23 protein-coding genes are annotated in these 22,971 nt (G+C 72.8%); 14 read left to right on the top strand and 9 right to left on the bottom strand.

All coding sequences use genetic code 11. The features are described from left to right. Window positions 1-42 precede the first annotated feature (42 nt). Window positions 43-696 (top strand): GNAT family N-acetyltransferase, encoded by a 654-nt coding sequence (locus ACMXN5_RS36445; protein ID WP_380009354.1) that lies wholly within the window; start codon window positions 43-45, stop codon window positions 694-696. Between the two features lie 72 nt (window positions 697-768). Here ACMXN5_RS36445 and ACMXN5_RS36440 read toward each other — a convergent pair whose 3' ends face one another. Together ACMXN5_RS36440 and ACMXN5_RS36435 are read right to left on the bottom strand one after the other, a co-directional pair. Beyond that, window positions 769-1,506 (bottom strand): hypothetical protein, encoded by a 738-nt coding sequence (locus ACMXN5_RS36440; protein WP_439679171.1) that lies wholly within the window; start codon window positions 1,504-1,506, stop codon window positions 769-771. Further along, the gene (locus ACMXN5_RS36435; RefSeq protein WP_439679170.1) at window positions 1,503-1,979 is read right to left on the bottom strand and encodes a hypothetical protein; all 477 of its coding nucleotides are present in this window, start codon (window positions 1,977-1,979) and stop codon (window positions 1,503-1,505) included. The genes ACMXN5_RS36440 and ACMXN5_RS36435 overlap by 4 nt, the downstream gene beginning before the upstream one ends. A gap of 692 nt (window positions 1,980-2,671) precedes the next feature. Between ACMXN5_RS36435 and ACMXN5_RS36430 the strand changes: the two genes are divergently transcribed. Both ACMXN5_RS36430 and ACMXN5_RS36425 read left to right on the top strand, forming a co-directional pair. Then, on the top strand, window positions 2,672-3,475 hold the full coding sequence (locus ACMXN5_RS36430) for an RNA polymerase sigma factor (RefSeq protein WP_439679169.1): 804 nt from the start codon (window positions 2,672-2,674) through the stop codon (window positions 3,473-3,475). A gap of 132 nt (window positions 3,476-3,607) precedes the next feature. Next, window positions 3,608-4,429 carry an SAM-dependent methyltransferase gene (locus ACMXN5_RS36425; RefSeq protein WP_439679168.1) on the top strand — a complete coding sequence of 274 codons (822 nt, stop codon included), beginning with the start codon at window positions 3,608-3,610 and terminating at the stop codon, window positions 4,427-4,429. A gap of 72 nt (window positions 4,430-4,501) precedes the next feature. On the opposite strand, the gene ACMXN5_RS36420 is transcribed toward ACMXN5_RS36425, so the two are convergent. Further along, on the bottom strand, window positions 4,502-5,764 hold the full coding sequence (locus tag ACMXN5_RS36420) for a hypothetical protein (protein ID WP_439679167.1): 1,263 nt from the start codon (window positions 5,762-5,764) through the stop codon (window positions 4,502-4,504). Between the two features lie 505 nt (window positions 5,765-6,269). On the opposite strand from ACMXN5_RS36420, the gene ACMXN5_RS36415 reads away from it, so the two are divergent. The 3 genes from ACMXN5_RS36415 (at window position 6,270) to ACMXN5_RS36405 (ending at window position 8,584) form a co-directional block, all read left to right on the top strand. Then, entirely contained in the window at window positions 6,270-7,445 is a 1,176-nt protein-coding gene (locus tag ACMXN5_RS36415; protein ID WP_439679166.1) for an isochorismate synthase, read from the top strand. Between the two features lie 280 nt (window positions 7,446-7,725). Beyond that, window positions 7,726-8,166: a helix-turn-helix transcriptional regulator gene (locus ACMXN5_RS36410; RefSeq protein WP_380009333.1), complete on the top strand. Its 441-nt coding sequence runs from the start codon at window positions 7,726-7,728 to the stop codon at window positions 8,164-8,166. Window positions 8,167-8,176: 10 nt separating this feature from the next. Further along, a complete protein-coding gene (locus ACMXN5_RS36405) occupies window positions 8,177-8,584 on the top strand; it encodes a VOC family protein (protein WP_395796050.1) in 408 nt (135 codons plus the stop codon). Between the two features lie 23 nt (window positions 8,585-8,607). Here the strand turns inward: ACMXN5_RS36405 and ACMXN5_RS36400 are convergent, their stop codons facing one another. From ACMXN5_RS36400 to ACMXN5_RS36390, 3 genes are all read right to left on the bottom strand, one after another. Beyond that, a complete protein-coding gene (locus tag ACMXN5_RS36400) occupies window positions 8,608-9,390 on the bottom strand; it encodes an SAM-dependent methyltransferase (RefSeq protein ID WP_439679165.1) in 783 nt (260 codons plus the stop codon). Window positions 9,391-9,582: 192 nt separating this feature from the next. Further along, entirely contained in the window at window positions 9,583-9,912 is a 330-nt protein-coding gene (locus tag ACMXN5_RS36395; RefSeq protein ID WP_439679164.1) for a PH domain-containing protein, read from the bottom strand. Window positions 9,913-10,193: 281 nt separating this feature from the next. Next, window positions 10,194-11,039, bottom strand: coding sequence for an SAM-dependent methyltransferase (locus ACMXN5_RS36390; protein WP_439679163.1), 846 nt, complete (start codon window positions 11,037-11,039; stop codon window positions 10,194-10,196). Between the two features lie 288 nt (window positions 11,040-11,327). Between ACMXN5_RS36390 and ACMXN5_RS36385 the strand changes: the two genes are divergently transcribed. The 5 genes from ACMXN5_RS36385 to ACMXN5_RS36365 all read left to right on the top strand — a co-directional run bounded on the left by ACMXN5_RS36385 (window position 11,328) and on the right by ACMXN5_RS36365 (window position 16,467). Then, window positions 11,328-11,789, top strand: a complete 462-nt coding sequence (locus ACMXN5_RS36385; RefSeq protein ID WP_439679162.1) for a hypothetical protein — start codon at window positions 11,328-11,330, stop codon at window positions 11,787-11,789. Between the two features lie 1,562 nt (window positions 11,790-13,351). After that, entirely contained in the window at window positions 13,352-14,047 is a 696-nt protein-coding gene (locus ACMXN5_RS36380; RefSeq protein ID WP_439679161.1) for a response regulator transcription factor, read from the top strand. 71 nt (window positions 14,048-14,118) lie between these two features. Then, window positions 14,119-15,627, top strand: a complete 1,509-nt coding sequence (locus tag ACMXN5_RS36375) for a sensor histidine kinase (RefSeq protein ID WP_439679160.1) — start codon at window positions 14,119-14,121, stop codon at window positions 15,625-15,627. Between the two features lie 190 nt (window positions 15,628-15,817). Further along, the gene (locus tag ACMXN5_RS36370) at window positions 15,818-16,237 is read left to right on the top strand and encodes a hypothetical protein (protein ID WP_439679159.1); all 420 of its coding nucleotides are present in this window, start codon (window positions 15,818-15,820) and stop codon (window positions 16,235-16,237) included. Further along, complete coding sequence (locus ACMXN5_RS36365) at window positions 16,201-16,467, top strand: hypothetical protein (RefSeq protein WP_439679158.1); 267 nt, start codon at window positions 16,201-16,203, stop codon at window positions 16,465-16,467. The genes ACMXN5_RS36370 and ACMXN5_RS36365 overlap by 37 nt, the downstream gene beginning before the upstream one ends. A gap of 159 nt (window positions 16,468-16,626) precedes the next feature. Here the strand turns inward: ACMXN5_RS36365 and ACMXN5_RS36360 are convergent, their stop codons facing one another. After that, window positions 16,627-17,343, bottom strand: coding sequence for a GNAT family N-acetyltransferase (locus tag ACMXN5_RS36360; RefSeq protein ID WP_439679157.1), 717 nt, complete (start codon window positions 17,341-17,343; stop codon window positions 16,627-16,629). A gap of 194 nt (window positions 17,344-17,537) precedes the next feature. Here ACMXN5_RS36360 and ACMXN5_RS36355 point away from each other — a divergent pair, with 194 nt between their 5' ends. The 3 genes from ACMXN5_RS36355 to ACMXN5_RS36345 all read left to right on the top strand — a co-directional run bounded on the left by ACMXN5_RS36355 (window position 17,538) and on the right by ACMXN5_RS36345 (window position 20,622). Next, complete coding sequence (locus tag ACMXN5_RS36355) at window positions 17,538-17,672, top strand: hypothetical protein (protein WP_268812566.1); 135 nt, start codon at window positions 17,538-17,540, stop codon at window positions 17,670-17,672. Between the two features lie 264 nt (window positions 17,673-17,936). Beyond that, complete coding sequence (locus tag ACMXN5_RS36350) at window positions 17,937-19,169, top strand: LLM class flavin-dependent oxidoreductase (protein WP_439679156.1); 1,233 nt, start codon at window positions 17,937-17,939, stop codon at window positions 19,167-19,169. A 61-nt stretch (window positions 19,170-19,230) separates the two neighbouring features. Next, window positions 19,231-20,622 carry an NtaA/DmoA family FMN-dependent monooxygenase gene (locus tag ACMXN5_RS36345; protein WP_439679155.1) on the top strand — a complete coding sequence of 464 codons (1,392 nt, stop codon included), beginning with the start codon at window positions 19,231-19,233 and terminating at the stop codon, window positions 20,620-20,622. A gap of 65 nt (window positions 20,623-20,687) precedes the next feature. Here the strand turns inward: ACMXN5_RS36345 and ACMXN5_RS36340 are convergent, their stop codons facing one another. Beyond that, on the bottom strand, window positions 20,688-21,404 hold the full coding sequence (locus tag ACMXN5_RS36340; RefSeq protein WP_439679154.1) for a class F sortase: 717 nt from the start codon (window positions 21,402-21,404) through the stop codon (window positions 20,688-20,690). Beyond that, window positions 21,397-22,230, bottom strand: a complete 834-nt coding sequence (locus ACMXN5_RS36335; RefSeq protein WP_439679153.1) for a hypothetical protein — start codon at window positions 22,228-22,230, stop codon at window positions 21,397-21,399. Before ACMXN5_RS36335 ends, ACMXN5_RS36340 begins: the two co-directional genes overlap by 8 nt. Window positions 22,231-22,971: the final 741 nt, after the last annotated feature.

Raw genomic sequence — 22,971 nt, 5'->3', positions numbered from 1 at the left:
TTGCAGCATGTTCGGCTCGACCACTGTCCGTCGCGTGGGGACATGCCGGAGAATGTCCCGCAGCACTGGTTCGCGAGTCGGCGGGAGAGGAGCAGGTCGTTGATCGGTTTCGCGCACCGCGCCAAGGGCGGGGCCGTCCTGGGGGCCGCTCCGGGCCACCACGGGCCGTTCGGCGCCGACGCCCCGAGCGGTCCGGGCGACATACGCCTCGTGCCGCGTCCCTACACGCATCCCGACACCCAGCGCCTGCTGCACGCGCTCTATGCCCAGCAGGTCGCGCTCTACGGCTTCGCCGACCACCCCGACACCACCGAACCGCGCGATCTGGAGCCGCCCGAGGGGCTGTTGGTGGTGGCCTACGCCGGCACCGAACCGATCGGCTGCGGCGGCTGGCGCACCCTGCCCAGTCGCACAGCGGAGATCAAGCGGCTGTATGTGGTGCCCGAACATCGGGGCCGGGGTTGTGGTCGCCGCCTGCTGGCCACCCTGGAGCACACCGCCGCCGAGGCGGGGGCGCGGCGCCTGGTGGTGGAGACCGGCGCGCGCAACATCCGTGCGCTCGCGCTGTTCGCGGCGACCGGGTACACACCCCGCATCCCCTATGTCGAGGGCCGTGACCCGGCGATCAACCGGGCCATGACGAAGGAGTTGTTCCGCACCCTGGGCACCCGCCCCCTGTCGGCGCCACCGCGCTGAGCGGGGCCACGGCGCCGAGCGCCACCGGGCCGAGCGCCACCGCGCCGAGCGGCGGCGCGCCCCGGGCCGGGGTCAGCGTCGGGGGGCTCCCCGGGCGGTGGCGACGGCGAGTTCGCGCGGGAGGGTGGGGTCGGGCACGGGTACCTCGCCGAAGTCGGGCGCGGCCGCGTCCACCGGAAGGCCGTGGATGACCCGCTCGACGGCCGGCGGCAGCCGAGGATCGGCGCCGCGATGACTGGCGGCGATCAGCGCGTGCCGTACGGGATCGGTGAGCAGCGGGCGGGCGGCGCACGGCACTTCGCACGGCGCGTCGGGGGCGGTCATGCGCTCGGCCCGGCGGCGCCAGTGCACGGCGTCGCGGGTCTGGCCGTGGCTGCGGTGCAGGAGGTACAGGCAGTGGGCGGCGGTGCGGTTGCCGCAGCCGGCCGCGACCTGCCACCAGAAGCGGGCGCCGTCCCCGTGGTGGGCCAGATACAGCAGCGAGGCGAACACCAGCGCGCCGTCCGGCCCGCCCTCGTGCAGCGTGGACAACCGCTGGAGCGCGTCGGTGGCCTGGTCGGCGTTGAGCACGACGGCCGCGGCCAGGGCGAGTTCGTGGGCGGCGCGCTCGCGGACGGCCCGGGGGCCGGACTCGGCGTCGGCGTCCGTACCGGCCTCGGCCGGGGTCGACGCACCGAACAGGGCGGCGGCGATGGACCGTTCCGCCTCGGCGTGGTCGTAGTCGTCGTATTCGTGCGCGAGGACGCCCTCCGCGCCCAGCATCTCGTCGATGGTCGGCCGGTGTTCGCGACGGTCGGGGTGAGTGCTCACGGAATATCCTCGCTGGGGTCGGTCGTGCCCGGATGGGTGGCCGATCGGCGCAGCGCCCAGCGCAGATCGCAGCGCACGCCGTCGGCGGTCGTACCGAGCAGGTCCGCGACCTGCTCCGCGGAGCAGCGCAGTCGGGTGCGCAGGATCAGTACGTCGTAGTGCCGCCCCGGGAGCGACGGGATGTGCGGCGAGGCCGCGACGGCGATCCGCGCCGGATGCGGGCCGTACTGGTCCAGATGTCGCCGGAACAGGGCCCAGGCGTACGCGTGCACGTTGGGGCGGCGCAGCGCGTGGGCCCACGTGCGGGCGAGGTCGAGGAGCGCTCGGGTGACGAGGGTTCGGGCCCGCTCCGGGTCGTCGAGGTGCACGCGCGCGTAGTCGAGCCAGGTCCCCGCGTGTGCCAGACGGTAGGCGTGGAACGACACGGGCAGCGTGCGGGGTTCGCCGCCGATCGCGGCGTCGGTGGGGCTCATGGGCGGGTCGGAGGGGGACGGTCTGGGCGCCGATGGTCGCTCATGGGTGTCCTTGCCTGTTCGGGGCGCGTGTCGAGACCGGATCCGCAAGGCCGTCGATGCGGACATCGACAGGACTTCGGGATGCGCTCGAGGGGGCTTGACACACAGCCAAGCGGACGCGGATGCCGTCTGTGCAAGTGCACGGGAAGTATTTTGTCCCATCCGGGGGGTTCGCCGCGCCGAACGGCGGACCGCGGTCCCCGGATGCGGCACACTCGGTACCCGCCCGACGGAACCGTGTTCGCCGGGTCACCCGACGCCGGGTGGTGGTCACCCGCTCGGTGTGCGATCGGCTCGCGACCGTGGTGCGGGCACCGTGTGACAGGGCTCGTCGATTCCGGATAAACGATCGTAAACATGTCAAAACCTGGCCTGTTCGATCAACGGACAGCGAATATGTACTTACGCGCAGTTAGCCTTCATCTTGCACACCCGGGCTCTCCACAGGGTTTGCTGTGCCTGGGAGCGCGCCGCGCCCCGCATCGACGCCCCGGCCCACACGGGCCGGGGAGCCAACAGAGAGGTCTCCGCGTGGAGACGCAGAACCACCCTCCTCTGCGGGTCCTCGAACCCGGCTCGCGGATGCCCCTCCCCGGGCCGGGGACGGGAGTTCCCCGCCGGACCCCACCGCGCAACAGGAAGGACGGGTCGTGACGAACCCGGGGGAACGATCCGCCGAAGGCCAACTGCCGCCCGATTTCGTCCGGTTCCACCGCAGGTACGCCACCCTGTGGTTACGGGTCGCACACCTGGAACTGGGCGCGCGCGAGCCGGCCGCGGAAGTCGTCGAACAAAGCCTGATCGAACTGGCCACGGAATGGGAGCGCGCGTCGGGACCCGTCGAACCGCTCGCCTGGCGCATGTTGCGCCGACACATCGTGCGCCACATGCAACGCACCGGTCGAACCTCGGCGTTCGTGTCCACCGCCGCATTCGATCCGGCCGCCTTCGAGGCGCTGCGCCTGCCGCCGAAGGTATTCGACACCCTGGAACACCGCATCGCGCTGTTCACCGCCGTGCACGAACTGCCCCGGGACCACCACGAGGTCTTCCTGCTCACCCGGGTCCTCGGGCAGAGCAACCAGGACGCCGCCCGGCTGCTGGGCATCCGGGAGAAGACCGTGCGCGAACTCCGGCGCGACGCGATCGCGCTGCTGATGCAGGGGTTGAGCGAGGACGACCCGGATACCGCGACAGCCGCCCGCCGCGTCCTGCACCTGTCCCGCGACCAGCTCGCCGAACTGGAGGGGCCCATCGGCCTGTTCCGGGCCATCGCCCGACTGCCGGACCGGCAGTTCGAGGCGATGACGCTGCGCTACGTCCTGGAGTACTCCGACGAGACGGCCGGTCGCCTCCTGGGCATGACCGCCGCCACCGTGCGCTCGAACGTGCGCCACGCGAAGGAGACGATCGCCCGCGCCCTGGGCCTGCCGGAGATCCCGGATCCGGACTGACGCGCGGTGACGTCCCCCCGATCTCGGGTAGTTTCCCGATGCGCCCCGCGGGCGGGGCCGGTTCGCGATGATCGGGCGGACGACGACCGGTACCGCGCGGAGGATCCGGTCGGCAACCAGGGGGAGACGACGGTGGCGGACGAGCCCGGACACGGCACGGACAGGTCCTTGGAGATCGGCATCGAACGAGCCCACCCGGCCCGGATGTACGACTACTACCTGGGCGGCAGGACCAACTTCGACCCCGACCGCGAGGCGGCCGAGGCGGCGCTCGCGGCCTTTCCCACGCTGCGGATCACCGCCCAGGAGAACCGGGGGTTCCTGCTGCGCGCGGTCGAGCACCTGGCCCGGTCCGGCATCCGGCAGTTCGTCGACGTGGGCAGCGGCATCCCGGTCGCCGGCCGCAACACGCACGATGCGGCCCAGGCCGTGCGGGCCCAGGCCCGGGTGCTCTACGTGGACAACGATCCCATCGTGCTCGCGCACGCCCAGGCCCTGCTCACCAGCGGCCCCCGAGGCCGCACCGCCTACCTCAACGCCGACCCGCGCCGGCCCGAAACAATCGTCGAGCACCCGGAGTTCGCGCGCTCGGTGGCCTGCGACGAGCCGGTCGCGATGTTGCTCGTGGCGATCCTGCACTTCGTCGCCGACCATCAGGACCCGCTCGACCTGCTGCGCCGGCTGACTCGGCGGCTGCCCTCGGGCAGTCGGCTGGTGATCGCGCACGTGACCGGCGACTACGACCCGAAGGGCTGGGCCGGCCTGGTCCGCGCCTACGCCGACGCGGGCATCACCGTGCGCCCGCGCAGCCGCGCCGAGGTGGCCGAACTCCTGGACGGCTGGGACGTGGAGGCGCCCGGCGTGGTCCCGGTGTCCCGGTGGCACCCCACCGCCGAGCCGTCCGCCGAACCCGCCCTCGTCTCCTGCTACGGGGCGGTGGCCCGGAAGCCGTGAACGCACCGCGGACGCGCACTCGACGCGGGTCGTCCGCATTCCGGTACTCCCGGGCGCCCGGCGCGGTCGAACTCAACGGAGGTTCGGCACGGTGCCGCTGCCCGTGGCCAAGGTGCGCATCCCGTGGGCGAGTTGGGTCACGATCGGCCCAGGGCGGATCGACAGGGCCTGCGCCGGAAGGTTTTGGAGCCACACGCGGGCCCGGGCCGAGGCGTGGCGGGGGACGACCAGAACGACGCGTTGCGCGCCCGAGTGCCACGGGCCCTGGTTGCCCGGGTTGCCGGGGAAGGTGAGCAGATCGATCCCCGGCGGCGGAGCGGGCAGCAACACCCCGTTGGGTACCGGGAATTCGAGGGCGGCCCGGCGCGGGTGCGGCGCCGGCGGCATGCGGCCGAGCACCGCGGCGACATGGGCGGCGTGCGGATCCAGGCCGGTGCACGCCCAGCTCATGTTGGACACGCCGCCGCATCGGCCGTTGAGCTCGATCAGGTGCAGGCGGCCGTCGTCGGACACGGCGAAATCGATCTGCCAGGGCCCGAACGGGCGGGCCGCGCGCACGATATCGGCGATCACGCGGGCGAGTTCGCGTCGGGCCCGCTCGGGCACGGTCGCCGGTTGCACCCGGGCCCGCCGGCCCGGCGCGCACTCGGCGTCCAACGGGCCGAGGGAGGCGATCGGCCAGGCGATGGTACGGGCCGGGCCGCTCAACAGCTCGACGGCGAACTCCTCGCCCCGGACCGCCTCCTGCAGCAGCAGCGGATAACGCAGCTCGGTCCGGATCCGGTGCAGCACCCGGCGGTCGGGCACGTGGCGGCGCCCCGCGAGCGACTCGCTGCGGGCCTCCTTGACCACCGCGGGCAGCCCGATTCGGTCGGCCGCGGTGATCAGCTCGCGGGGACCGGCACAGACCGCGCCGCGCGGAGCCGGCCAGCCGCGCCGCTCGGCGACCCGGTGGAACGCCACCTTGTCGGTGGCCAATACGGCGAACTCACGGGAATGCACCGGCATTTCGTGCCCGCTCGCGCGCCGGCGCGGGCCGATCCGGGCGTAGCCGCGCAGCGCCTGCTCCTGACCGGGCGAGCACATGTTCGGGATCGTGATGTCGGCCCGCCAGTCGTCGAGCAGCGCCAGGATCGTGTCGTCGCTCGCGTCGGCCGGCAACCGCCCGCACAACACGTCGGGGCCCAGGTACGCCGCCAGGTCGAGGAAGCCCAGGACCACCACCTCCGCACCGGCCCGGCGCAGCGGCCCGACGAGGCGATCCGCCCGATACTCGCCCAACACCACGACGCGGATCACGCGACCGTGTCCGGGGCCGGCACCGATATGGATCACGGCTCTCCCCTGCCGGTCGTTCGGATGGCCCTTCCACGATGTGCGCCGCCGACGGCCGGTTCCAGTGCCGGCCACCGGCGCATCGGAGCATCCCGGCGCGCGGGGAACTCCCCCTGCGCGCCGCGGGAGTCGGCGGCCGGAGGGCGGAATCCGGGCGAACGGGCGAGGGCCGGCGGGCCGGTACGGAACGCGCGAATCCGCCTGCGGGGTACGGCGGAACGCCCCGCGAGGCGCCCCCGTCCGTACCGGTCGGGGGCGGGGTACGGCACGGCCGATTCCGTCCGGCGCGCAGGATGGGCCGCCGTGCTTCGGGACGCGGGCACACCACCCCCGCGCGCCCTGTCGCCGACCCGTGGCGGGATGTTGCACTGGCGGGACGGCGGTGAGCCGCGCGGGCCGTTCCCGTCGTCGATCCTGCCCGCCGCGACATCCCGTACAGCTGCCACGTCGGCGGCGGCGCCGCCCGTACACGGCCGGTCGGCGTCGCGCGGAACAGGAGTCGACGATGCCCCTCGGCCCGGCCCGCTTCCTGCTCGCCACCTCCCGACACCTGCTGCGCGCCCACCCCGGGCCGCCGCTGCGGGTCCGGCCCGGTCCGGGTCAGTTCGCCCGTGTCGCGCAGAGCGCCGAGCGGGCCCTGCGGCACGCCGGGCCCGGCCGGTGTGTGGTCGGCGCGCTCCCCTTCGACGAGAACACCCCCGCCGTGCTGGCCGTCGGCCGCATGTACAGCACGGCCCGCACCACCGTCGCGACCTGCGGAGCGGCCCCGCCCCGGCCGGCCGGACCGTCGGCCGCCGACCCCGCCTACCTGGCCGCGGTCGCCGAGGTGGTGCGGCGGCTGCGCGCCGGCGACGCGCGCAAGGTGGTGCTGGCCCGCAGCCTCACCCTGGCGGGCCGATTCGACCCCACGGTGACGCTGGATCGGCTCTACCGCAACAATCCCGGCGGACACGTCTTCCGGCTCGACCTCGACCCCTGCGCGCCCGGACCCGACGCCCACCGCCCCGGCGTGCGCGGGCCCCGGCGCACCCTGGTGGGGGCCTCGCCGGAACTGCTCCTGTCCCGACACGGCGACCGACTCCTGCTCAACCCGATGGGCGGCAGCGCCCCGCGACACCCCGATCCCGCACTGGACCGGGCCCGGGCCGCCGAGCTGCTCGGCTCGGCCACGGAGCGGCGCGAACACGCCCTGCTGGTGGACGAGTTGCGCCGAGTGCTGACCCCGCTGTGCACGAGGCTGGACATCCCCGACCGGCCGGACGTGGTGGCCACCGCACGGGTGTGGCATCTGTCCACCCGGATCCAGGCCAGACTGCGCCCACCGGTGCCCAGCGCACTGGCGCTCGCGGCGCTGCTGCATCCGACCCCGGCGGTGTGCGGACTGCCCCGCGCGGCGGCCCGGACCCTGATCGACCACCTGGAGACCCACCCGCGCGGCTACTACAGCGGCCTCGTCGGCTGGATGGACCGGCACGGCGACGGCCGCTGGATCATCGCGCTGCGCTGCGCGGTGGTCGGCCGCTACGGCATCCGGCTGTGGGCGGGCGCGGGCATCCTGCCCGAATCCGACCCGGAGGCCGAACTCGCGGAGACCAGCGCCAAGTTCGCCACCATGCTCGACGCCCTCGGCCCACTCCCGGTGGAACACCGCCTGGTCCCGATGCCACCGCGCCACGCGTGAAGGCACGCCGGCGTGCGAGACACGCCCTCGCCCAGACAAACCGATCGGTTGTGGCGTGGGAGGGCGGTAGACCAGTCCACGACCCGGCCCTCCCGGGTCCCGTGACGACCACCCCGATTCGGAGATCCGTATGTACTCGCTGAAGCGGTTGGGCCGGTCTTGCCGGACTCGGGTGTGCTCCGTCTCGGCGGCATCCTCCGGGTGGTGTTCGCGGTCCCGCTCGCGGTCCCGTTCGCGCAGGTCGTCGGGTATGTCGGCAACCGGCGGTAGCGTGGGCGGCATGACTCCGGAAGAGCTGGCCGATCTGGCCCACCTGCGGCGTGCGCGGGACCTGATCGACCGGGACTACGCGCGACCGCTCGACGTGCCGACGATGGCCCGCCGGGCGCTCATGTCGCCGGCGCACTTCTCCCGGCGCTTCCGGGCCGCCTACGGCGAGACCCCGTACAGCTACCTCATGACCCGCCGGATAGAGCGGGCGATGGCGCTGCTGCGCGGCGGGATGACGGTGACCGAGGCATGCATGGCCGTCGGCTGTACCTCGCTCGGCTCCTTCAGCTCACGGTTCACCGAGATCGTCGGCGAGACCCCGAGCGCCTACCGCGGCCGGGAACACCCGGCGGTGGCGGCCATGCCCGCGTGCGTGGCCAAGGTGCGGACCCGGCCGGCCCGAGGCGGACCGAGCAGGATTCGAGAAGCGGGTCCCGACGACGCCGGCTAGCGTGGGGCGCATGAAGATCGCACTCCAGTACTGCCACATCACCGTCAACGACGTCGACGAGTCGCTCGGCTTCTACCGCGACGCGCTCGGCCTCGAACTGCGCAACGACGTCGCCTCCGGCGACTTCCGCTGGGTCACCCTCGGCAGCGCCACGCAGCCCGACCTCGAGATCGTGCTTTCCGAACCGCACGCCGGCCGCTCCCAGGCCGACGGCGACGCCCTTCAGGAGCTGCTCGTCAAGGGCATGCTGCCGATGACCGTCTTCAGCACCGACGACCTCGACGCGACCTTCGAGCGGGTCCGGGCGTCCGGCGCCGAGGTCCTGCAGGAGCCGATCGATCAGCCGTGGGGACCGCGCGACTCCGCGTTCCGCGACCCCTCGGGCAACATGGTCCGGATCCAGCAGGCCAAGGAGTAGCACCGCTCGCCTTCCCGGTCGGCTCAGCGCAGCCGGCCCACACCCGCGAACATGTTGGTGTCCTCGACGCCGACCGGCTCCTCCCCCTCGACGGGGTGCCAGTGCTGCATCGGCACGACACCCGGCTCGACGAGGTCGCACCGGTCGGCGAACAGGGCGGTCAACTCCTCCCGGGAGCGCAGATACATCGGCACGCCCCGGCGGTTGTACACCTCGGCCAGCGCGGTCGAGCCCTTGGCCAGGTCGGCCGTCGCGGCGGTGATGGCCAGGTAGCTGCCGGGGACCAGCGGCGCGGTCAGCTTCTCGATCAGCCCGGCGGCGTCCTCGACGAACTGCAACATCGCGATGACCGTCACCGCGACCGGTTGGCTCAGGTCGAGGGTGTCGCACAACTCGGGAGTCGAGAACAGTGCGTCGGGCTTGCGCATGTCGGCCTCGACGTAGGAGGTGCGGCCCTCCGGGGCGCTGCTCAGCAGCGCGCGGGCGTGCACGAGCACGATGGGGTCGTTGTCGACGTACACCACCCGGGACTCCGGGGCGGTCTCCTGCACCACCTCGTGCAGGTTCGGCGAGGTGGGGATGCCGGTGCCGATGTCGAGGAACTGGCGGATGCCGGCCTCGGCGGCCAACCAGTGCGCCATGCGGCGCATCACCGCCCGGTTGACCCGCATGCTCGTCCACAGCCCCGGCCACACCTTGAGGGCTTCCTCGGCGGCCTCCCGGTCGGCGAGATAGTTGTCCTTGCCGCCGAGCACGTAGTCGTACATCCGTGCCGAATGCGGCACCGTCGTATCCACCTGAACCATCCTCGGCCACTCCTGACTTCCGACTGGTAACGCGCTTGGGCCGGCAGGCACACGGTCCTGCATCTCAGGAACGTATAAGCGAGTTTCGAATCCGACAACCGCGCCGGGCCGTTCGTCCGCTTTGCCGACCGCGTTCCGTTGTTCGGGCCCGTCCGGCGCTGCCCGGCGGCGTCCCGCGCGGCCCGGCACCGGTCAGCGGTGGTGCGCCGCCGGGTGCGGGTCGAGGGCTTCGCGCCAGTACCCGACCATGGCCGCGCAGGGGCCCGCCGGGCCGTCCGCCGCCACCCGGTCCTGGACGCCGGACAGATACACGGGGCGGCCGTGCCGGCGGCGGACCAGGATGCGGCGGGTGAGGTAATTCGGGGCAATGGCCCGGATCGAGAGGTCGGTGACCTCGGCCCAGCGAACGAACCGGGTACGGAAGAGCCCGCGGTCGGTGATGCCCTCGGGAGTGAGCCGGGTACGCGCCACCGCGCTGCGCACCATGAGGGGCGGGACGAGCGCGAGGACCACCAGGCCCATCCGGATCGGGATGTACCAGCGGCTGACGCCACCGGCGACCGAGCGGCGCAGGAAGTGCGCCCACCCCCGGATCCACGGTCACCCACAGCGCTGCGGCGAGCCCGACGCCGGCCGCGGCGGCAGCGGTGATCCACTCCCGTCGCCGAGGGGTGATCCGGTATTCGAGCGTGTCCATTCGCCCAGGTTGGAGGCCCGAAGCGGCCCCGTCGGCGCGCCTTGACGGGTGCCTGAGAAGTCTTCCCACCTTCGGCGACGACGGGGTATGCGACGTTGCCGGGATCTCAGGCGGCGCGGCGGCAGTGGAAGATGCCCCAGCTCATCCGGCCGCCGCGGCAGGCGTCGACCCACAGCGGCAGGTTCTCCTGGAGAGTGGCCAGGTAGGTCGGGTCGATCACGTCGCGGAGTTCGTCGGCGCGCCGGCGGGTCTCCTCGGTCAGGCGCAGGTAGTGGGTGAGCGCCTGCTCGCTGCGGTCGTCGAAGTCGATGTGGGTCAGGCCCAGCGCGGCGATCTCGTGCAGGTAGAACGACGGCGTGGCGAACTCGGCCACCTCGAGCCGGGCCAGCACGGAGCGCAGCGCCTCGGGCGGGGTGCCGTCGGCGGCCATCAGGTCGGTGAAGACCAGGTCCCCTTCCGGGGCCAGCACACGCGCGGCCTCGGCCAGGAGTTGCCGCCGATCGCCGGAATGGCAGAACGCCTCCTGCGACCACACCACGTCGAATTGCCCCGCTGGATACGGGATGTCCTGGAACGACCCGGTGACGACCTCGATCAGCCCGTCGAGACCGGCCTCGACGTTGGTGTCGCGATGCCGGGCGTTCTGCGTCGGACTGATGTTGAGCGCAACGACCCGACACCCGAACCGCCCGGCCAGGTAGCGAGCCGGCCCGCCATACCCGGAGCCCAGGTCCAACACCGTATGCTCCGGCCCGAGCCGCCCGGCGACCCGATCCGCCGCCAGCTCGACGGCACGGCGTGACGCGACCGCCACGGATTCGTCGGCGCGGGCGTACACACCGGTATGGATGTCCTCGCCGCCCCACACGGCCCGATAGAACCCGTCGACGTCACCAGTACCGTAGTAACGCCGCGCCGCCTCGGCAGCCGCGACCGCGCTCTCGTGACTCATCACCGCCACCTTCGCCCTTCACTCATGCGCCGCCGTCGGGGTTCGCCCGACGGCAGGGGCGCTCGGATGTACCGAATTCGACGTTAGTCGGCTTCATCACCGGTGACCGGGATTCGGCAATCATCAGCTTTTTGGGGGTGGGCGGGTCGCCCCAACGCACCTATCCGAAGTGCGAATCGGAGAGCGGAAAGACCGCGCGTCGCCGCGTCAATCAAAGCCCCTGCGATTGCCGACGCGAAGCCCGGTTGTTCTCACGGGAGTTCGCGCTACGATCCAGCGATCGTGGCGATGAGCGGGGGAAACGTGGGGCGTTGCGCCTGGTGGCGAACGGTGGTGTCGCGGGCCGTGCGCGGCGCCACACCGGCTTTGGCAGCCGCCGTGATGGTCTCCTGCTCGGCGTCGGGGGCCGACTTCGACCGCCCGTGGCACGACACCACGCGCGACTACCTGCACGCGGTCGCCGCCGGCCGACCGGCGACCGCGTTCCACGGCGCCTGCGACGGCGCGCGCGAGGAGGACACCCGCCGCGTGGTGGCGGGCGAGGGCGCCGACTTCACGTTCTCGTTCGTCAACTCCACGAGGGAGGACGACCTGGCCACGGTGAACGTCTCGATCACCGGCGCCGACCATTCGCCGTCGCCCTACTGGGTCGACCTGCGCCGAGAACACGGCAAGTGGGTGGTCTGCCGCCTGGCCCCAGGCAACGTCGCCATCGACGCCGGCCTCCCAGGAGACGCCCCAATCGGCTGACGGGGCCAAGGCCGGCGCGGTGCGCGTGGCGCGTTGGGCTGCGGGTGGCCGGTGCGGGGCGGGTCCGGGTCGGTGGCGGGCCGCCGCCGGCGTGCGGGGCTCCGAGGCTCGGGAGTTCGGGCGAGCCGGGTGTGTCGGTGGGCGAAAACCGGCCGGCAGTAGTGAGCCTGCCGGGGGGCTTCCCGAGTGGGTCGGGTGCTTCCGGTGGGCGTTGTGTTTGTGGTTGCGTGGGCTGGTACGGGGCTGGTCTGAGTCGGTGTTGGGCCGCCGCCGGCGTGCGGGGCTCCAAGACCCGGGCTCCCGACGAGACGGCCGTGTTACTCAGCGGAAAACCGGCCGGCAGCGGCGGGCAGGGCGGTGGTCGGGTCGAGTCCTCCGGGGCGCGTTCTCGGGTGGGCCGAGCGCTTTCGGCGGGCGTTGCACCTTGGGTTGCGTGGCCTGGTCTGGGGTCGGTCTGAGTCGGTGTTGGGCCGCCGCCGGCGTGCGGGGCTCCAAGACCCGGGGTGCCCGACGAGACAGGTGCGTTGGTCGGCGAAAACCGGCTGGCAGCGGCGGGCAGGGCGGTGGTCGGGTCGAGTCCTCCGGGGCGCGTTCTCGGGTAGTCGGGTGTCTTCGGCAGGCGGTGGCATGTGGGTGACGAAGGTGCACGAATCCGGATGGCGCGGGGTGTCGGGGCCTCAATGAGCGAGAAAACCGCAGGTCAGTGCGGGCGGCGGCTGTTTCGGATGCCTCGGGATCCGGTTTCGGCTCTTACTGGGCACTTTCGGTCTCCTCGACGGCCTCTGTGAGGCCGTGGCGCCCGAAGCCGGCTCCGATGGAGCAGTTCCGGTTTTTGCTCCGGCGTTGGGGGGTCGGAGCACACGAAACCGGCGCTCGGCGCCCGAGTTTTTGTCCCGACCTCACAAAACCGCAGGTCACGGAAGCTCGAAGCTCAAGACCACCCGCCGAGATCCGGTTTCGAACTCCAACCCCTCGCCAAACGCCCCGAAACCCCCCGCTCTCTCAAGAAGGCCCCCGGAGGACCCAACCTGACCACCCTCCCCGCCCCCGCTGCCGGCCGGTTTTCGCCGACCAACGCACCCGTCTCGTCGGGGGCTTCAAGTCTTGGAGCCCCGCACGCCGGCGGCGGCCCACCGTCGACTCTGACCAGCCCCGGACCAGCTACCCGCAACCCAAGGCGCAACGCTCGACCCGCTCGGGAACGCGCGCCCCGGCGGACTCGGCCTGCTGCCGGGCGGTTTTCGCCGAGCAACGTGGACGTCTCGCCGAAAGCCCCGGGTCTCGGAGCCCCGCGCGCCGGCGGCGGCCCACCTCCGGCTTGGAGCCGCCCCGCACCGGCCATCCTGTCCCGAGGCGCGCCGCCCGCCGGGCACGTCCCACCCCCTCGGCCAGTCCCCGGTGGGCTCTCGCCCCGATCGCCCCCGGCACCCCCGCCCCCGGAGGTGCGTGGGCGGGGGATACTCCCGGCGTAGGGTCCGACCACCTTGGGCGGGCCGGTGAGTTTGGGGTGATGGCGGGTGGTTGAGGGGGAGGGGGCTGTGGGGGCGGCTCGGGTGTTGGTCGTGGATGACGATCCCGCCATTCGGCGCGCCCTTGAGCGGGGGCTGCGGTTGGCCGGCTATCGGGTGCAGTTGGCCTCGGATGGGGCGGCGGCCCTGGCTGCGTTCGGGACCGGGGAGGGGCTCGGGGGGCAGGCGGCGCCGCAGGCGATCGTGTTGGACGTGGCCATGCCCGGGCTTACCGGGATCGAGGTGTGTGCCGCGTTGCGTGAGCGCGGGGTGGATACCCCGGTGCTGATGTTGTCCGCTCGGGACGAGACCGTCGATCGGATCACCGGGCTGGAATCGGGTGCGGACGACTATCTGGTCAAGCCCTTCGACCTGCGTGAACTCGAACTCAGGCTGCGTGCGCTGCTGCGTCGTCGACCGCCCGCCCCGCCCGGGGATCGGGTGTTGCGGGCGGGGCCGCTGATCCTGGACGGTGCCGCGTATCTGGCCACCTACGACGGTGAGCCGGTGAACCTGACCGCTCGCGAGTTCGCGGTGCTCGACGTGTTCGTGCGCAATGCCGGGCTGGTTCTGACTCGGGACCAGTTGCTGGCCCGGGTATGGGGCTACGACTTCGAGGTGCGGACCGATGTGGTCGACACCTTCGTGAGCTACCTGCGCCGCAAGCTGGAGGCCGGTGGCAGGCCGCGCCTGTTGCACACCGTGCGCGGGGTGGGCTTCGTGCTCCGGGTGTCGGACGGCCGGCGGTGAAGGCGGCGGAAGCGGTGGACATGGCGGGCGGGGTCCCCCCGACCACCGAGGGCGACCGCCGCCCTCCGGGCGTGCCCTCCCCGCCCCGGCGCCGGCAACTGTCGATGCGGTTGTCCACCCGGATCGCGCTTGCCGTCGGCGTCCTGGTGCCCCTCCTCGTGATCGCGGCCGGGAGTCTGGTTGTGCGGTGGGTCACCGCTGATGTGACTCACCGTCAGGACGTCACGTTGCGGGAGCGCGCCGATCGGCTTGCTCCGGATGCGCGGGCGCTGCTGCGGGCCGTCGAGAACGACCGGGAAAACGCCGTGCGGGCCCGGGAGACCAGGCTGTTCGACGGGGCGCTCGACGTCGGGGTGCGCGTCGAGCTGCCCGGTGGGCCGGTCGCCGCCGGGCCGCAACCGCCACCCGAGGTGGCGCTGCCGGAGAATCGGCGGTCCGGGCGGCCGGTCACCGTGCGCTCCGGCGGCAAGGCCTGGCGCGTGATCACCCGACCGCTGGGCGCCACGCGCTCCGGGGCGCCCGCGACGCTGCGGGTGTTCCAGCCGACGGCGGAGACCGAGGCCCGTACCGCGCTGCTGCGCCGCCGGGTGTTCGTGGTCGCGCTGTTCGCCGTACCGATATCCGCGCTCGCCGGCCTGATCGTCGCCGGCACGACCACCCGCTCGTTGCGGGCGCTGCGTCGACGGGCGGCGGCGATCGAACCGGACGACCGGGCGCGGCCCGACGTACACGTCCCGTCGGGGGTGGCCGAGGTGGACGAACTCGGTCGCACCCTCGCCGACGTGCTCGGGCGCTACGACGTACAGACCGCGCGGACCCGGGACGCCCTGGACACGGCGCGCGCGTTCGCCGCGACCGTCGACCACGAACTGCGCGGGCCGCTCACCGGGATGCGTACCGACCTCGACGTGCTCGCGGCCTACCCCGACCTGGCGGCGCACGAGCGCGTCGAGGTACTGGCCGACCTGACCGCCGGCCACGAGCGGATCCTGTCCCTGCTCGCCTCGCTGCGCGCACTCGCCCAGGGCGACCTGGCCGACGCGCAACCCTTCGAACAGGTGGACCTGGTCGAACTCGCCCACGAGGCGGCCCACGACGCGCGGATCCGGCAGCCCGGCGCGGAGGTCGAGGTGGTCGGCGCCGGCGAGGTCCGGGTCGACGGCCTGCGTCCGGGACTGCGCCTGGTCGTGGACAACCTGATCGGCAACGCACTCGTGCACGGGCGCGGCCCGCACGGGCCGACCCCGATCCGGGTCGCCGTCGAGGCGGTACCCGACGGCGCCCGGATCCGGGTGGACGACGCCGGCCCGGGGATTCCGGTCGACCGCCGCGCGGCGGTCTTCGAGCGGTTCCGGCGGGGACCGGACAGTCCGGGAGCAGGTCTGGGACTGACCCTGGTCGCCCAGCAGGTCGAGCTGCACCGGGGCCGGGTCACGGTCACCGACCCGCCCGAGGGCGTCGGTACGCGCGTCGAGGTCGTACTCCCACTGCGGCACCCGGCGGCGGAAGCGCCCGGCGACGACGGGATCCGGCACGACTGGCTGACCCGCGAACCGGGGGCGGTCCCCACCGCGAAGTGAGCCTCGAAACGGCCTGGGGGAAGAGCCGCGAAACGGCCCGGAGACCGACGGGATCCGGCGACTCCCCGGCCGGGTCCGGCTTCACAAGAACCGCACAGACGGCTCACAAGAACCCCACAGATCGGCGACCTACTCTCGCGGCACGCCACCCCGCAGCGGGGCGGTGAACCGTGAACTCGGGAGATCCACCATGTCTCGCCGTACCACCACTTCGCGCGCCCGCGCGCCCCGACGCCTCGCCACTCTGGGCGCCCTCGCCGCCCTGACCACCGTCGGCGCCCTGGTCTCGGCACCGGCCGCCCAGGCGGGCCCGACGCCCGCCGGCGACAAGCACAAGCCGGGCATCTGCAAGCGGGTGCCGACCATTGACACGCGCCTGACCAAGTCGATCGAGCGGCTGGGCGGCGACGCGACCGTCAAGGGGTCCATCGCACACCTGCAGGCGCGCATCGCCGAGGCGGACAAGCTCAACCGCCCGGCCGTGAAGACCTACCTGAACGACAAGTTGACGACGCGTCAGCGTCTGTTGCCGGAACTCAAGCAGCGCAAGGCCGACCTGGCGAACGTCAAGACGTGGTGCGACACGCAGCCGTCCGCCGCGGGCAAGTGACCGGCGTGCGCCGCCGGATCGGCGGACTCGTCGTGGCGGCGCTCGCTCTCGGTGTCACCCTGACCGGGTGCGGCGGCTCCGACGGCGGCGACAACGGGTCGAAACCGGCCGGCAGCCAGGCCACGCCCGCCGACGCGCCCTCGGACATGTCCTCGATGGTGGCCGAGGCGGAAAAGGCCGCCGACCGCGCCGACCAGGACGCCACGGCGGCAGAGGACCCGCCGGGCTGACGGCCCCGCAGGACCTCGCGGCCGGGGACCTCGCGCGCCCGGAGTCTCGCGGCCCCGGGACCTCACGGCCCCACCGGCCCACGACGCTTGGTACGTACACCCCGGCGGGCCGCACGAGCGGCCCGCCGGCCCCACATCCACCCGCCGGTCCCTGCCTACCTACCGCGCATTCACTCCCGCAACAGGCTCGTCGGCCGGAACCCGTACCCCCAGGAACGTCGGGGTGTGCCGTAGCCGGAAACCCAACGACTCGTACAGCCGTATCGCATTGGCATTGCCCGCCGAGGCATGCAGGAACGGCGTCTCGCCCCGACCGCGTATCCCGGCCACCAGCGCCAGGACCAGCCGCGTCGCCAACCCCCGCCCCCGGTGCGCCGGATCGGTACACACCGCGCTGAGTTCGGTCCAGCCGGGCGGATGCAGGCGCTCCCCGGCCATCGCGATCAGCGCGCCGTCGTGGCGGACGCCGAGATAGGTGCCCAGCTCGATGGTGCGGGGCAGGAACGGCCCGGGCTCGGTGCGGGCGACCAAGTCCAACATCTCCGGTACATCGGCGGCGGTAAGCCGCACCAGCGAGTCGTCGGGGATGCCCACCACGACGTCGCCCAGGAGCTGTACGCCCGCCACCCGCATCACCACATCCCAGCCCTCGGGCGGCCGCAGGGTCTCCCCATCGGCCAGTGGTACGACCACGCCGGGACCGGCCAGTACGGCCAGGTCCGCCCAATCCGCCGCGCCCGGATCGTCCGGCAGCGCCGCGAACGGCGATACGTCGACGGGATAACGCCGCACCCGACCCTTGCTCTCGGCGAGGCGGGCATGCGGTCCGGTCAGGGACGTGTAGACCGCGTTGTCCAACACCCGCAGGTCGCTCACGCGGCACCGCCCGGCCATCGGGACTGAGACATGATCCGCAGGCTACGAGCATGATCCCGCTCCGTCAAAGGGTGTTCACGGTTCGAAACGACGCCCGGGGCCGGCCCCGACCGGGTCGATGGACAAGACCGGACGGGCTGCGTTAGCGTCGCGACGTCGACCGATATCGGGGGAACGATCGCATGAGCGGGTGGATGAGTACGGCGAATCGCCGCGCCACGCCTGCCGCGTACCCCCGCACCGCCGCCGGCGCGATGTCGCCCCGAGCGCGGTTGACCCGGCGCCTGTTCATCGACCTGCGCCGTTCCGCCGGCTCCCTGTGTCACTGACCGGGTAGCACCCTCCACCCACCCGGGCCCACCCGGCCGCTCCACGAGACCGCCCGTTCCGTGCGCGACATCGCGTGCGGCAGGCCCTGTGGTCGGCCGATTCCGCGCATGAACTTCCGCCTGTAGCAGGCGACTTCGGCATGCCCCAGCGGGCTGTCCGGCGCCGCCGCGCGCCCGGGCCGAATCATGGCGCGCGTCTTCCCGGCCGGGATCCACCTTCGCCACCGTCACCCGCCGTGCCCGTCGAAAGCGAGAACCGAGCCCATGTCATCCGTACCGAACCCCGCAACCCCCCTCCACCTGGCCGTGGCCCTCGACGGCGCCGGTTGGCATCCGGCCGCCTGGCGCGAACCCGACGCCCGCGCCGACGAGTTGTTCACCGCCCGCTACTGGACCGACCTGGTCGCGGAGGCGGAGGCCGGGCTGCTCGACTTCGTCACCATCGAGGACGCGCTCGGCCTCCAGTCCACCGCGTACGACCGCATCGACGACCGGATCGACCAGGTGCGCGGCCGACTGGACGCCGTGTTGATCGCCGCCCGCGTCGCGCCGTCGACCCGGCACATCGGGCTGGTCCCGACGGCGACCGTCACGCACACCGAGCCGTTCCACGTCTCGAAGGCGATCGCCACCCTCGACTACGTGAGCCTGGGCCGGGCCGGCTGGCGGGCGCAGGTCTCCCGGCCGGTGGACAACGCCCACTTCGGGCGGCGCGAACAACCGGCGTTCACCTTCGCGGACCTCGGGCAGCCCGAGGCGGTGGCCGCGGTCGCGGAAACCTTCGCCGAGGCGCGGGACTTCGTCGAGGTGGTGCGCCGACTGTGGGACAGCTGGGAGGACGACGCGGAGATCCGCGACGCGGCGACCGGCCGCTTCATCGACCGCGACAAGCTGCACTACATCGACTTCGTCGGGCCGAGGTTCCGGGTCCGCGGACCGTCGATCGTGCCGCGCCCGCCGCAGGGGCAGCCGCTGGTCACCGTGCTGGCCCACGACACGGTGCCCTACCGGCTCGGTGCCGACTCGGCCGACGTCGTGTACGTGACCCCGCGCGACCACGACCACGCGCGGGCCATCGTCACCGAGATCCGAGCCGAACAGCGGGTCGCGGGACGGGAGTCGGAGACCGTACACGTCTTCGGCGACGTGGTCGTCGTCCTCGACGAGAGCACCGCGGCGGCGCGCGAGCGCAAGGCACGCCTCGACGACCTCGACGGCGCGGAGTACCAGAGCGACGCGTTCGTATTCACCGGCACCGCCGCCGAGTTGGCCGACCTGCTCCAGGACTGGCAGCGCGCCGGGCTGACCGGATACCGCCTGCGGCCGGCCGCGCTGCCCCACGATCTGCGCGCGATCACCCGGGAATTGGTGCCCGAACTACAGCGCCGCGGCGTCTTCCGCACCTCCTACGACGCGGGCTCCCTGCGCTCCCGCCTCGGCCTGCCGCGTCCCGCGAACCGCTACGCCGCGCCCGCGCCGGCCGCCGCCGCGTCGTGACTCCGCCGCACCCACCCGCCTCGTCGCCCGCCCCGCCACCCGTACGAAGGAACCCATCCCGATGAGCAAGCCGCACAAGCAGATCATCCTCGGCGCCTACCTTGGCGGGGTGAACCACCACACCCTGTGGTCCGACCCCGACGCCGGCAGCCAGATCGACTTCGCCTCCTTCCGGCACCTGGCGCAGACCGCCGAGCGCGGCCGGTTCGACTTCTTCTTCCTCGCCGAGGGCCTGGCGCTGCGCGAACGCCTCGGCCTGATCTTCGACCAGGACATCGTCGGCCGCCCGGACACCCTGCCGGTGCTCGCCGCGCTCGCCGCCGTCACCGAACACCTGGGCCTGATCGGCACGATCAACGCGACCTTCAACGAACCCTACGAGCTGGCGCGCCAGTTGAGTTCGCTCGACCACCTGTCCGGCGGCCGGGCCGGGTGGAACGTGGTCACCTCGTTCGACGCCTTCACCGGCGCCAACTTCCGCCGCGGCGGCTTCCTGCACCGGGACGACCGCTACACCCGGGCCGGCGAGTTCCTGGCCGCGGCCCGCGAACTGTGGGACTCGTGGGCGGCGGACGCGGTGGCCGCCGACCGGGAGGCGGGGGTGTTCCTGCGCGAGGACAAGACCGGCGAATTCGCGTTCACCGGCGAGCAGTTCGACATCTCCGGCCGGTTCACCACGCCGCGCGGCCCGCAGGGCAGGCCGGTGATCCTCCAGGCCGGCGTCTCCCCGCAGGGTCGCGACTTCGCGGCCGGCGGGGCCGACGCGATCTTCTCCCCGTACCACCGCCTCGACGAGGCCCAGGAGTTCTACCGGGACATCCGGGCCCGGGCCGTCCGACTCGGCCGGTTCGCCGACGCGGTCAAACTGCTGCCGCACGCGTCCTTCGTACTGGGGGAGAGCGAGGCCGACGCGATCGAACGCCACCGCGACATCACCCGGCGGCAGATCGGCGGACGTACCGCGCAGATCCTCCTGGAGACGGTCTGGAACCGCGACCTGTCCGGCTACGACCCCGACGGGCCGCTGCCGGACGTGGATCCCGACCCCGAGGGCCCGCCGGTGGTCCGCGGCCGGGCCCGGATCGCCGAGGACGCGCACCGCCGGGTGGCCGAATGGCGTCGACTGGCGGAGGCCAACTCGTACTCGCTGCGCGACCTGGCGATCCACGTCTTCGGCCGCACCGAGTTCGTCGGCACACCCGAGCAGGTCGCCGACCGGATCGACACGTTCGTCCAGCAGGACGGCTCCGACGGGTTCATCCTCGGCTCACACCTGACCCCCACCGGCCTCGACGAGTTCGTCGACAAGGTCGTGCCGCTGCTCCAGGAACGTGGTTCGCTGCGCACCGACTACACCGGTACGACGCTGCGCGACAATCTCGGCCTGCCGTACCCGGACGCGCCCGCGGACGCACGACCGGACACCCGACCGGACGCGACCCGGGTGGCCTGAGCCACGACGTGCCCATGCCCGGTCGTCGCGGACGACGACCGGGCATGGGCACGCGCGAGGATGGTTCAGCGCGAGCCCGTCAGGTGCGCGAACAGGATGGTGTTGTCCTGGTAGCCGCCCTTGTCGGGGTCGTACTCGCCGCCGCAGGTGATGACCCGCAACTCGGCGCGGTTCAGGTCGCCGTAGACCCGCTGGGTGGGGAAGTCGGTCTTGGTGAAGCGCTCCACCGCGTCGACGGTGAAGATCGCGGTGCTCTGGTCGGCCCGGCGGATCTCGACGGTGGCACCCGGACGCAGGTTGCCGACCTCGTAGAAGACGGCGGGGCCGGTGGCCGAGTCGAGGTGGCCGACCAGTACGGCCGGGCCGAGTTCGCCGGGGGTGGGTCCCTGGTCGTACCAGCCGGCGTGGCGCTCGTCGTCGGGGGGCGGCACCTGTACGGCACCGTCGGCGTCGAGGTCGACCGAGGTCAAGGGGGCGTGCACGCCGATCTCCGCGATGTCGATCGTGACCGGCTCGGAACGGGCCAGGATCGGGCCCTCCGGCGGTGCCGGCGCCGCCGCGGGGCCGGCGGGATCGGCTGGGCCTGCGGGATCGGCGGGTGCGCCGGCGGCCGGGGAAGGGGCCGCCGTGGCAACGGACTTCGGCGCGGCCGTGGCCGTCGCGGGCGGGCGACGGTTCTGGTAGCCGATCACGCCGAGCACGACACCGCACACCACCGCCGCGACGGCCACCACCAGCAGGAGGCGGCGGCCGGCGCGACGAACGAAGGACGTGTCAGCCACGCAGGCTGCCCCGACGCAGCGCGAACGCACCAGCGCCCGCACCCGCGACGGCCAGCGCGCCGCCCAGGGCGAGCAGACCGGTGTCGGACCCGGTGGTCCCGCCCGAGCCACCGGCAACGGCGCCGACCGGCATGGTCTTCGTCTGCGTCCCGTGCTGGACCGCCGGCTTGGCCATGTGGTGCGGCTTGGTCATGTCGTTCTTGTGGTGCACGTGCTTGGGCTGCTCGTGCTTCGGGCGCTCGTGCTTGGCGTGTTCGGGCCGGGACTGCGCGGGCTTGTGGTTGTGCACGATGTTCGTCGTGTGGTGGTTGTTGATGTTCACCGTGTTGTTGGTCGTTTCATTGACCGTCACGTGCGACGTGTTCACGGTGGTGTTCGTGACGTTGTTGATCACGATCGGCCCGGGGGTCGGCTTGTGGTCGGGCCGGCCGGTCGGCTTGTGATCGGGCTTGTGGTCCGGCTTGCCGGTGGGCCGGTGATCCGGCTTGTGGTCGGGCTTTTCGACCGGCTTCCCGGACGGCTTGTGGTCGGGCTTCTCGGCGGGCTTCTCGGCAGGCTTTTCGGTGGGCTTGTGGTCGGGCTTGCCGGCCGGCTTGTGGTCCGGCTTCCCGCTCGGGCAGTCGTGCGTGGGCCGGGGGCAGCGGTCCGCGCCGTCGGCGGTCCGCGCCGCCTGGTCCTCGTCGGACCCAACACTGGTGCCGGTCGCCGGCGCCTTGAGGGTCTTGCTCTGCGGGCCGAGACCTTCGGCCGCGGCGGCCGTGCCGCCCAGGGCTACGGCCAACAGGCCGGCGGCTACCGTGCTGCTAAGGACACGAGTGGTACGCATCAGCGTTGTTCTCTCCTTCGCGGCCGGCGCGTGATCGGTGATCCGATGGGGAACGCGGCCGGCGCATCGGAGAATTGCCTCGCTTTATGCGAATATCACTCTTTGTAGCTTTTTTGACACATATGGGCGATCGTGTCGGTGGTCGGCGGCGGGGGTGTGGCCGGACGCCCCCGAAGGTCCCGTCGAGGCGAGCCGGACCGACGGGGGCGGTGCCCGGGAACCCGGATGGACGAGCGGGCCGCCGTGGCGATCCAGAGGTTGGCGCGTTCCGGCGGGGTCGGTCAACGGCCCTACGAGGCCCCGCCGTCCACAGGCGACGACGGCCCTCGACCGGCAACGGCGAACACCCGCGGCACCCGCGCCGACCTGCGCCGACGCACCTCGGCCGGCCGAACCCGGCGGCCAATTCCGTGGATTCGCCAGTGAACGGACCGGCGATCGACCCGGGGCGTCCGTCCACTGGCGAATCCAGGGAATTGACCCCGCCCGACGAGCGATCGGGGGACGCGCGGGGAGCGCTCGACGACTTCCCGACCCGCTCCCGACGAGCCCCGCCGAGCACCCGGCGACCCCGCGCCCCCCGGTCCCCCGACCCCGCGCCGTCCACAGATTTGCCGGGCCGTCGACAGAAAGGCGTTCGGCCCCCGACGACGCGTTGACGTGTGCTCCGCCGGTGCGGGACCTTCGTCGGCACCACGCCCCGGCCGGCCGACCCCGTGTCGCGAGCCGGGCGGGTCCCCC

Origin of the sequence: Embleya australiensis (assembly GCF_051903075.1) — a bacterium.
Classification (GTDB): domain Bacteria; phylum Actinomycetota; class Actinomycetes; order Streptomycetales; family Streptomycetaceae; genus Embleya.
The sequence above is the reverse complement of the archived record's forward strand: the minus strand, read 5'-3'. Positions and strand labels throughout refer to the sequence as shown.

Excerpts from the sequence above, each read along its gene's own strand:
- ACMXN5_RS36355 (WP_268812566.1), top strand. The coding sequence starts at position 17,538 with ATGAGTACGGCGAATCGCCGCGCCACGCCTGCCGCGTACCCCCGCACC.
- ACMXN5_RS36435 (WP_439679170.1), bottom strand. The coding sequence starts at position 1,979 with ATGAGCCCCACCGACGCCGCGATCGGCGGCGAACCCCGCACGCTGCCC.
- ACMXN5_RS36335 (WP_439679153.1), bottom strand. The coding sequence starts at position 22,230 with ATGCGTACCACTCGTGTCCTTAGCAGCACGGTAGCCGCCGGCCTGTTG.
- ACMXN5_RS36415 (WP_439679166.1), top strand. The coding sequence starts at position 6,270 with ATGCCCCTCGGCCCGGCCCGCTTCCTGCTCGCCACCTCCCGACACCTG.
- ACMXN5_RS36395 (WP_439679164.1), bottom strand. The coding sequence starts at position 9,912 with ATGGGCCTGGTGGTCCTCGCGCTCGTCCCGCCCCTCATGGTGCGCAGC.
- ACMXN5_RS36385 (WP_439679162.1), top strand. The coding sequence starts at position 11,328 with ATGAGCGGGGGAAACGTGGGGCGTTGCGCCTGGTGGCGAACGGTGGTG.
- ACMXN5_RS36410 (WP_380009333.1), top strand. The coding sequence starts at position 7,726 with ATGACTCCGGAAGAGCTGGCCGATCTGGCCCACCTGCGGCGTGCGCGG.
- ACMXN5_RS36390 (WP_439679163.1), bottom strand. The coding sequence starts at position 11,039 with ATGAGTCACGAGAGCGCGGTCGCGGCTGCCGAGGCGGCGCGGCGTTAC.
- ACMXN5_RS36345 (WP_439679155.1), top strand. The coding sequence starts at position 19,231 with ATGAGCAAGCCGCACAAGCAGATCATCCTCGGCGCCTACCTTGGCGGG.
- ACMXN5_RS36350 (WP_439679156.1), top strand. The coding sequence starts at position 17,937 with ATGTCATCCGTACCGAACCCCGCAACCCCCCTCCACCTGGCCGTGGCC.
- ACMXN5_RS36370 (WP_439679159.1), top strand. The coding sequence starts at position 15,818 with ATGTCTCGCCGTACCACCACTTCGCGCGCCCGCGCGCCCCGACGCCTC.
- ACMXN5_RS36400 (WP_439679165.1), bottom strand. The coding sequence starts at position 9,390 with ATGGTTCAGGTGGATACGACGGTGCCGCATTCGGCACGGATGTACGAC.
- ACMXN5_RS36445 (WP_380009354.1), top strand. The coding sequence starts at position 43 with ATGCCGGAGAATGTCCCGCAGCACTGGTTCGCGAGTCGGCGGGAGAGG.
- ACMXN5_RS36405 (WP_395796050.1), top strand. The coding sequence starts at position 8,177 with ATGAAGATCGCACTCCAGTACTGCCACATCACCGTCAACGACGTCGAC.